5 protein-coding genes are annotated in these 5,069 nt (G+C 58.0%); all 5 read right to left on the bottom strand.

The window, feature by feature from the left end; translation table 11 throughout:
- Positions 1-32: 32 nt before the first annotated feature.
- A complete protein-coding gene (locus tag ACESMK_RS19975) occupies positions 33-713 on the bottom strand; it encodes a GntR family transcriptional regulator (RefSeq protein WP_373002418.1) in 681 nt (226 codons plus the stop codon).
- Between the two features lie 105 nt (positions 714-818).
- Positions 819-1,955 (bottom strand): AI-2E family transporter, encoded by a 1,137-nt coding sequence (locus ACESMK_RS19970; protein ID WP_373002416.1) that lies wholly within the window; start codon positions 1,953-1,955, stop codon positions 819-821.
- Complete coding sequence (gene mdoH, locus ACESMK_RS19965; RefSeq protein ID WP_373002413.1) at positions 1,952-4,063, bottom strand: glucans biosynthesis glucosyltransferase MdoH; 2,112 nt, start codon at positions 4,061-4,063, stop codon at positions 1,952-1,954. The genes ACESMK_RS19970 and mdoH overlap by 4 nt, the downstream gene beginning before the upstream one ends.
- Complete coding sequence (locus ACESMK_RS19960; protein ID WP_373002410.1) at positions 4,056-4,304, bottom strand: hypothetical protein; 249 nt, start codon at positions 4,302-4,304, stop codon at positions 4,056-4,058. Before ACESMK_RS19960 ends, mdoH begins: the two co-directional genes overlap by 8 nt.
- 18 nt (positions 4,305-4,322) lie before the next feature.
- On the bottom strand, positions 4,323-5,069 hold a 747-nt coding region (locus ACESMK_RS19955; protein ID WP_373002407.1), incomplete at its 5' end, for a glucan biosynthesis protein.

Raw genomic sequence — 5,069 nt, 5'->3', positions numbered from 1 at the left:
TCGGATTACGCCTGCGGCTAATCCGACCTACGTTAGATGGTCAGTTCGCCTTCCTGGATCTTTCTCTCGATGTTCAGGCGGGCGGCGTTGATGTGTCTTTTCATCAGAAATTCGGCGAGTTCTCCATCGCGCTGGGCGATGGCCTCGACGATACGGCGGTGTTCACCCAGCGCCCGATGTGGGCGGCCGGTGGAGGTGCTGAGACGGTAGCGGTACATTCGTACCATGTAATAAAGATCACCCAACAGCATCTGGGCAAGTTTGGTGTTGCGGCTGCCGGTGGCTATCCGGTGATGAAAGTCGTAATCACCCTCGGCCTGGTAGTAGGCCTGGCCCTGGGCTTCGTCGATCATGCGTTCGTGGGTATCGAGCGTGGCCTTAAGATCGGTAATTTCCTGATCTGTCATGCGCTCGGCGGCCTGGCGGGCGGCCAGACCTTCCATCACTTCCCGGATTCGGTAGAGCTCCATCAGTTCGGATGCGCTGACCGACACCACTTTTACCCCCGCGTGGGGACGGCGAACCAGAAGGCCACGGGACTCAAGGCGGCCAAGGGCTTCCCTCAGAGGGCCGCGCGTAAGATTGAAGCGGGAACAGAGTTCGACTTCGCCGATTTTCTCGCCGGGGATAAGCTCGCCTTTTACGATGGCCGTTTGCAGACAATCAAAGGCTTCGTCGGCGCGTGTGTAGGTTTGGATGGTAGCTTCGGACATCTTTTGTCAACAATAGTGACTGGATTGATCCGAAATCTACGCCTGGAAGACAGTATTGTCAACAATATACAGGCTAAAATTTGCCCAATTGTTGACATGACACCGTCACTTCCCCAATAACTCCCCCACTGGCCGTAAATTATCAAGGTGGTCACAGAGGGTTTTTACGATCATCAGCAGCGGTGTTGCAATGATCAGTCCCACCGGGCCCCATAACCAGCCCCAGAACAACAAACCAATAAAAATGACCACCTCATTCAGGCTGGAGACGCGACTGGTGAGCATCGGCAACAGCACGTTGCCCTGAATGCTGGTAATCACAAGGGACGTCACGGCAACAATCACAGCCATATCGATGGTCCCAAACTGAATAAACGCCGCCACACCCGACCCCACCATGACCATAGCGGGCCCAAGATACGGAGCAACACTTGCCACACCGGCTACCACACCCCAGAAAACGGCCTGCTCCACACCGAGCAGAAGAAATGCCAGCCAGGTGAAAAAACCCACGAACAGAGCGCCCAGCAGCATCACGAAAAGAAACCGCCGAACCTGGTTGTGGAACTCGGTCATGATCCGCGCGGCTTTGCGCATGCGCTGAAAGGACGGTCCCGACAGCTTGACGATTTTGCGCTTGTAGAGCCTTCCCGCCGAGAGCATGAAAAAAACCAGCAACAAGGCAGCAAAGCCCTGGGACACCAGAACCAGAATTCTTGAGGAGCCCTGCATCAGGTATTTCCAGATATTGAAAGACTCGTCCACAACGCGGACCCGCATGACTTCCGGCTGATCGTCCTCTTCATCCTTCCCTGCACTCTCTTCAATCTGCTTGGCCACTTTCTCCGCCCTGTCAATGACACCTTCTTCTTCAGGCGCTGACCGCATTTGAGTGAGCTGGAACTGCTCGATAGCCAGGGGTACCTTTTCAAGTATCGCCATGGTTTCCCGTTGCAATGGAATAATCGCACTGGCGATGGTAATCACTAAAAGGCTCAAAACCACTGCGGCACCAAGGGGCCGGGGAACCCGGATTCTTTCCAGGCCGGACACCAGTGGATCCAGCGCGTAACTGACAAGAATGGCCACCACCAGCGGCAGCAGTACTGCCTGGGCCCAGGCAATGAAGTACAGGCTCGCGACACAGGTGAGGACAATCAGTGTAATGCTTCGGACATTCGCCCCGGGCATCACACCAGGCTCTGGCTTGATGACATCGTCCCTGCACTCGCGCGGCTTCATTGGTTTCTGCCCAGCAAGGTGATGCATCGGGCCCAGTAACTATCCGGTGGTGCCCGCCAGGCAAGCTGGTGCAGTTCTGCCAGGGACTGCCTGTCACGGAATAACTGGCTGAGTTCGCTCCGCGACAAGGTGCCCGGCCCTTCGCTGCCAAAGCGCGATACCAGGGGCTCCAGTAATTTTGCCCGCCGGGCAAGACGGTCCTTGCGGGCAAGGGCCTGATGCAGCCGATTGAGCCTCGGCCGAACGACGGCCTCCTGCACGGCTGTTAATAGCGGCTCGCTACCGGCGCTGCGCCGGGCTTCACGTGCATCTTCCAGTATCCGGGGGGGCACCCGTTCCTCCGGTATCACCAGCATGCCCCATTGACGCAGGCACTGGCCCGGTCCAACCCGGCTCAGCAAGACCGACGTAGGAGCTGCCAGAACCAGGGGAATAGCGACCGGCAACGACCAGAGGAAAAACATGGGATCCAGGTTCCAGGCAAACGCGGACCAGCCGGCAGCAACCACCATTCCGGGAAACTGGGTCAGCAAGGCATCACGCCAGGAAGTTTCTTTGGTGCGGTTCTGTCCGGCCCAACTCAGGGACAGGTTTAGTAGGCCGCCAAGCACATAGCGGCTGTGGGCCATCATTCTGACCGGTGCCAGCAGTACGGATACCGTGATTTCGGCCAGCACGCTGACAAACAGCCGCATAACGCCACCAAACTGTCTGGCGGCCCCGTGAATAACCGCGTCGAGGATGGCAAGGAATTTCGGGATAAACAGCAGTGAAAGGGTGCTCAAGGCCAGGCCCAGGGCCCATTCCGGGCGCCATTCCGGCCAGAGCGGAAACAGCCCCTGATGCCCTTCCGGGAAATAATCGATTCGCACGAGGGTCATCTGTACCGCTTCCACGGTCGTCAGCATCAGGAATGCCAGCCAGAGAGGCGACGCCATATAGGCCATCACTCCGTTGAGAAGGGCCATTCTGTGGGCCAGGCGAAGCCGGCGTTCGAACAGCAGAATCCAGAGGTGCTGGAGATTTCCCCGGGACCAGCGGTTGTCACGGGACAGTTCATCAGACAGCGTTGGTGGCGACTCTTCATAGCTGTTGCCAAGACCGGGCTCCAGCCAGACTTCGTAGCCGGCCCTCCCCATATAGGCCGCCTCTACAAAATCGTGGCTCATGATGGGACCACGAAAAAGGCCGAAGCCACGAAGTTTTCGCAGACCGCAGTGCCCCATAAACGGTTTGATCCGGATTATGGCGTTGTGCCCCCAGAACGCGGCATCACCCATTTGAATGGCGGCAAGGCCGGTGGCAAACAGCGTAGAATAGAGTCGGTTGGAAAACTGCTGCACCCTCGCAAACAGTGATTCCGCATTGATGACGGAGGGCGCAGTCTGAAGGATGCCAACACTCGGCTCACGTTCCATCAGCTTCACCATGCACAGGATGGTGTCTGCGCTGAGCAGGCTGTCGGCATCGAGAACCACCATATAGCGGTAGCGGCGGCCCCAGCGGCGGAGGAAGTCCGCTACATTGCCACTTTTGAAGTTGAGGTTCACCCGCCGGCGCCGGTAGAACAGTCGCCCGTCTGCCCCGAGCTCCCGGCAAAGCTGGTACCAGGTGGCCTGTTCCTCAAGCCAGACATCCGGGTCCCGACTGTCCGAGAGAATGTGAAATTCAAAGTGGTCGAGGTGGCCGGACCGTTCAAGATCCTGGTACACCGCCTTGAGCCCACTGAGAGTCCATTTCACGGGCTCGTGATACACCGGCATGATGATCGCTGTTTTTGCCAGGGGTGTAGCCCTCAGGGCCTCCCCGGAGTGTCGCTTCAGGAGACTGTGGCGATCACCACCCATCAGCCTGAGGACAAAACCGAAAACTGCCGTCCAGAAGCCCACGGCAATCCACATGTACAGCAACGCAAAGAGCACCAGCAGCCCCAACTCCACCATGGTGGCTCCGTGGTACGGTAAAACCCAGAGCAGAAAGTAGCAGGCAACCAGAGTTTGCCCCAGCACGAAAACCGTCAACAGCAGGCGCCTGAAGGTGGCAACGCGGCGCCAGCCACCTGTTCGCCTGCGTGCCAACGCGGCTTCCCTGGCGGCCATGTCAGTCATAGCCAATACGTCCACGGTTCAGCGGTGGGGTGGCATCCGGAATGTGCGCGTGTGGGTAATTGAAATACTCCGGAATACTGTCAACACACCGGGCCGGAAGGTCCGGACCGTCGCCCTGCCCCATTGCCGTTTCCACAAGGCGCAGGGCTCGCCGGCAGGCATCCGTTGTCAACACGACGCCATCATCGTCCAGGTAGGTCAGTACCCGTTCCAACGCTTGCTGACACAGGTTCTCTGGCATGTTCAGGGCTCCTTCCCTTCATTTTCTGTTCTGAGCGGCCCGTGAAGCCTCGAACAACGGATAGGTCCAGACCTCCGTCAGGGGCTTGTCGTCCAGAAGTAACTGGCCACGAAGAACCGGCTCCCTTCCTTTTCCGGGCCGCACCAGCATCGAAAGACGCCACTGGTTGTCTGCGTCAATAAATTCGACATATTGCTCAATGATTTCAGCGCCCTCGCTCCCACTTGCCTCGCTGACCTTACTGATCACAGCGGCATCCGATTTGAGCGTTTCCAGAGGCCCACCGGCAAAATCCACAATAACGCGGAATGCATTTTCGGCATCGCCACCGCCGGTGCGATTACCATCCCCCACGTAGGTGTTCACCACCTGCCCGGTGTCCTGCCCTGCCACGTCATGGCCACCGAAGCTGAGCGTATAGGCAAACTGGTGGTGCGCGCCGGCACTTGTGTCGACTCCCGGCTTCCAGAAGGCGACGATGTTGTCATTGGTTTCGGAATCCGTGGGTATCTCTACGAGTACAACTTCGCCATCTGTCCAGCCTTTCCTGGGCGCTATCCAGGCGCTCGGGCGCAGGTCATAACGTGCTTCAGCGTCCTCAAACTGATGAAATGCGGTGTCTCTCTGGATGAGGCCAAACCCACCCAGACGGTTCACCTGAAGATAACCGAGGGTAAGGCGTGAGGGATTTACCAGTGGTCGCCACAACCATTCACCACTGCCTTCGTCGTGAATCAGCAAGCCGTCAGAGTCGTGAACCTGTGG

The sequence above is a fragment of the Marinobacter sp. genome (assembly GCF_041687235.1).
Lineage (GTDB): Bacteria > Pseudomonadota > Gammaproteobacteria > Pseudomonadales > Oleiphilaceae > Marinobacter.
Note: the sequence above shows the minus strand (reverse complement) of the source record. Positions and strands in the feature narration are given on the sequence as shown.

Coding starts and splice junctions, on each gene's coding strand:
- ACESMK_RS19975 (WP_373002418.1), bottom strand. CDS start 713: ATGTCCGAAGCTACCATCCAAACCTACACACGCGCCGACGAAGCCTTT.
- ACESMK_RS19970 (WP_373002416.1), bottom strand. CDS start 1,955: ATGAAGCCGCGCGAGTGCAGGGACGATGTCATCAAGCCAGAGCCTGGT.
- mdoH (WP_373002413.1), bottom strand. CDS start 4,063: ATGACTGACATGGCCGCCAGGGAAGCCGCGTTGGCACGCAGGCGAACA.
- ACESMK_RS19960 (WP_373002410.1), bottom strand. CDS start 4,304: ATGCCAGAGAACCTGTGTCAGCAAGCGTTGGAACGGGTACTGACCTAC.